The 2,538-nt window shown below is 69.4% G+C and carries 6 protein-coding genes; 2 read left to right on the top strand and 4 right to left on the bottom strand.

Going from position 1 to position 2,538, the window contains the following annotated elements:
- Positions 1 to 34: 34 nt before the first annotated feature.
- The 4 genes from ACFW1A_RS39935 to ACFW1A_RS39950 form a co-directional block, all read right to left on the bottom strand.
- Positions 35 to 202, bottom strand: coding sequence for a hypothetical protein (locus ACFW1A_RS39935; RefSeq protein WP_380418551.1), 168 nt, complete (start codon positions 200 to 202; stop codon positions 35 to 37).
- Between the two features lie 453 nt (positions 203 to 655).
- Entirely contained in the window at positions 656 to 853 is a 198-nt protein-coding gene (locus tag ACFW1A_RS39940; protein WP_380418553.1) for a hypothetical protein, read from the bottom strand.
- A complete protein-coding gene (locus ACFW1A_RS39945) occupies positions 850 to 1,041 on the bottom strand; it encodes a hypothetical protein (RefSeq protein ID WP_380418555.1) in 192 nt (63 codons plus the stop codon). The genes ACFW1A_RS39940 and ACFW1A_RS39945 overlap by 4 nt, the downstream gene beginning before the upstream one ends.
- Positions 1,038 to 1,355 carry a hypothetical protein gene (locus ACFW1A_RS39950; protein WP_380418557.1) on the bottom strand — a complete coding sequence of 106 codons (318 nt, stop codon included), beginning with the start codon at positions 1,353 to 1,355 and terminating at the stop codon, positions 1,038 to 1,040. Before ACFW1A_RS39950 ends, ACFW1A_RS39945 begins: the two co-directional genes overlap by 4 nt.
- Positions 1,356 to 1,489: 134 nt before the next feature.
- Between ACFW1A_RS39950 and ACFW1A_RS39955 the strand changes: the two genes are divergently transcribed.
- Together ACFW1A_RS39955 and ACFW1A_RS39960 are read left to right on the top strand one after the other, a co-directional pair.
- Entirely contained in the window at positions 1,490 to 2,317 is an 828-nt protein-coding gene (locus ACFW1A_RS39955; RefSeq protein ID WP_380418559.1) for a helix-turn-helix domain-containing protein, read from the top strand.
- Positions 2,314 to 2,520 carry a DUF397 domain-containing protein gene (locus ACFW1A_RS39960; protein ID WP_380418561.1) on the top strand — a complete coding sequence of 69 codons (207 nt, stop codon included), beginning with the start codon at positions 2,314 to 2,316 and terminating at the stop codon, positions 2,518 to 2,520. Before ACFW1A_RS39955 ends, ACFW1A_RS39960 begins: the two co-directional genes overlap by 4 nt.
- Positions 2,521 to 2,538: the final 18 nt, after the last annotated feature.

A 2,538-nucleotide genomic window follows, 5' to 3' on the forward strand; every position in this document is an offset into this window, starting at 1 on the left:
CCGTCGGGCAGGGCGACCGCGGGGCGAGGACTGCTCAGTGCATCGGGAACAGCCAGGCGAAGACGGTGACGATCAGGATCGCGGCGGTGAGCACCGCCACCACGATCGACCAGGGGTCGTTGAGCTTGGTCGCGGCGGCGGTGCCGAAGGCGCCCATACCGCCGAGCAGGAACAATTTGAAAACGTCGATCAGTGCAGCCATGAAGCCCCCCAAGTCTTGGCCGTGCGAATCCCTCCGACTCGCTCCGGGTTTCCTGGTGGATCTATGGAGAATTCTTCCCGGAATGCCTTTTCGGGTAACGCACTCCCATCCCTGATGTGCCCCTGACGTGCCCCTGAGATCCGACCCGGAGAGCCCCGCGGTGCGGTGGCGCCGACGACAGCGCCGGGGCTCGACCTGCCGGCGGGGCTGGTCGAGCCCTCCGCCGCAGGTGCCGGTGGGCCGCACGGCGCACGGTGGGCACCCGCGCGAATTCCGCTGCCGACCCGATGCTCCGGGGGCCGGCCCGGGAATTCCGAAATTGGTGGGACGGTGAATTCCTCGCCCCGTCGGCACCGGCTCCGGGTGTCGGATTTTCGGTGGTTCCCAGGCGGCTCGGACTCGTGGACCGGTGATTCCTCCGGCCGCACGGGCGGATGCCGTCCCGCGATCGCCTCACGGGAACCGGCCGGCCAGTCCGAACGGCCCGTGCACGGGCCGATGCCGGCCCGGCGCAGGTCCTGGGGTGTGGCGCTCGGCGGGTTGGGTTCGGTCGGGGGTGTCCACCGGCGGGAGGGCGAGGCAGAGCAGGACGGCGCCGATGGGCAGGGCTGCGGCGACGGAGACCGCGCAGGCCTGCAGCTTGGTGCTCACGGCGCGGACTCCTCCAGGGCCCGGGCGAGGCGGACGAGTTCGGAGGGGAGGAAGGGGCGCAGTTGGATGCGGACCTCGCCGGCCGGGGTCAGGCGCCAGCCCTCGACCGGGTCCGGGAGGTCGAGGTGTGCGGTGGCGTGCTCGAACTCGGTGATCGCGAGCCTGAGTTGGGCGCGGAGTCGGTTCATCGCGAGGTCCTCTCGTCGGGGCGCTGCAGCCAGCGGGGGTCGGCCTCCCACTCCGCGCCACCGCGTTCGGGCCGGAGGTAGTAGGCCTTGCCGATCCGCCCCATGAACACCCCGGTGCGGTTGTTGAGGGCGTCGTGGACCAACTCCCCGCGGGTGCGCGGCAGGTACGGGACCGGTGGCGGTGTGCGCCCGCCGGGTCGGACCTCCGGGTGGACGGGGTGGAGCGGCCGCCCCGCCTCGGGACGGCCGCCGCAGTCCGCGGGGCAGCTGCACTCGGGGAGGATGCGGGAGGCGAAGGGGTTGGGAACGGTCACGTCGGGCTCCGGGTGGATTTTTCACTGTCCGTGCCCCGATCGTCGCTCCTCGCGGTTACCGTGAACAGTCACGCCACGTGCGCAGCGTGACGGGAACGTACGCAAGGGCCCTGGGAACGGCGGAGGTTCGGAAGATGGGCATCGAGGAGCGGGAGCTGTACCCCGAGCGGTCGAGCCGGGACTTCTTCGGTGCGGAGATGCGGTTCCACCGGAAGGACGCGTCGCTGTCGGTCGGAGGACTGGCGGAGGTGGTGCGGTACAGCAAGACGCACATCTCGAACATCGAGACCGGGACGCGGACCCCGCCGCCGGACCTGCCGGGGTTGTTGGACCGGGCGCTGCCGAAGGCGCGGGGGATCTTCACGCGGCTCTATCCGCTGGTGGAGACAGAAGGCGTTGCGGACTGGGCCCGGCGGTACAAGGAGTTGGAGCCCGAGGCCAACGCGCATGACACCTATGCCACAGTCGTCCCAGGTCTGTGGCAGACCGAGGAGTACGCGCTGGCGCAGTTCCGTCTCGGGTCGCCTCGCGCGACGGAGGAGGAACTCCGGGATCTCTGGGAGATCCGGAAGCAGCGACAGGCAATTCTCTCGCGCACCCACCCGCCATTCGTCTGGACTGTCCTCAACGAGGTTGCGGTGCGGCAGATGGTCGGTGGCCCTTCGGTGATGAAGCGCCAGGTCGAGGGCCTAGTCGATGTTGCAGACGGTCGGAACGCGCATGTGCAGATCCTGCCGCTAGAACGGTCGCACGGCGCCCTCGGAGGACCCCTGACCATCCTGAACTTCGATGACGGTCCGCGTGTGGCCTATTGCGAAGGCTTCCGATGTGGGCGCTTGGTCGAAAAGCCGAAGGAGGTAAGCAACTTGGCCCTGGTCTATGATCAGCTCCGGACATTCGCACTCAGTCCAGACGAGTCTTTGGCATGGCTGAAGAGGACCTCGAAGGAGTACAGGGAATGACTCTCGACCTGGCGGCAGCGAACTGGTTCAAATCGAGCTACAGCGATGCAGGCGGCGGCCAGTGCGTCCGCATCGCCACCAACCTCCCCGACCTCGTCCTCGTCGGCGACACCAAGACCCCCGACGCCCATCTCGCCGTCACCCCCGCCGCCTGGGCCGCGTTCACCTCCGCCCTCGCCGCCGGCCGCCTCGGCGCCCACTGAGCGTGCCGCCCGCTGCTC

This window comes from Kitasatospora sp. NPDC058965 (assembly GCF_042741245.1).
Lineage (GTDB): Bacteria > Actinomycetota > Actinomycetes > Streptomycetales > Streptomycetaceae > Kitasatospora.

Coding starts and splice junctions, on each gene's coding strand:
- ACFW1A_RS39955 (WP_380418559.1), top strand. CDS start 1,490: ATGGGCATCGAGGAGCGGGAGCTGTACCCCGAGCGGTCGAGCCGGGAC.
- ACFW1A_RS39935 (WP_380418551.1), bottom strand. CDS start 202: ATGGCTGCACTGATCGACGTTTTCAAATTGTTCCTGCTCGGCGGTATG.
- ACFW1A_RS39945 (WP_380418555.1), bottom strand. CDS start 1,041: ATGAACCGACTCCGCGCCCAACTCAGGCTCGCGATCACCGAGTTCGAG.
- ACFW1A_RS39960 (WP_380418561.1), top strand. CDS start 2,314: ATGACTCTCGACCTGGCGGCAGCGAACTGGTTCAAATCGAGCTACAGC.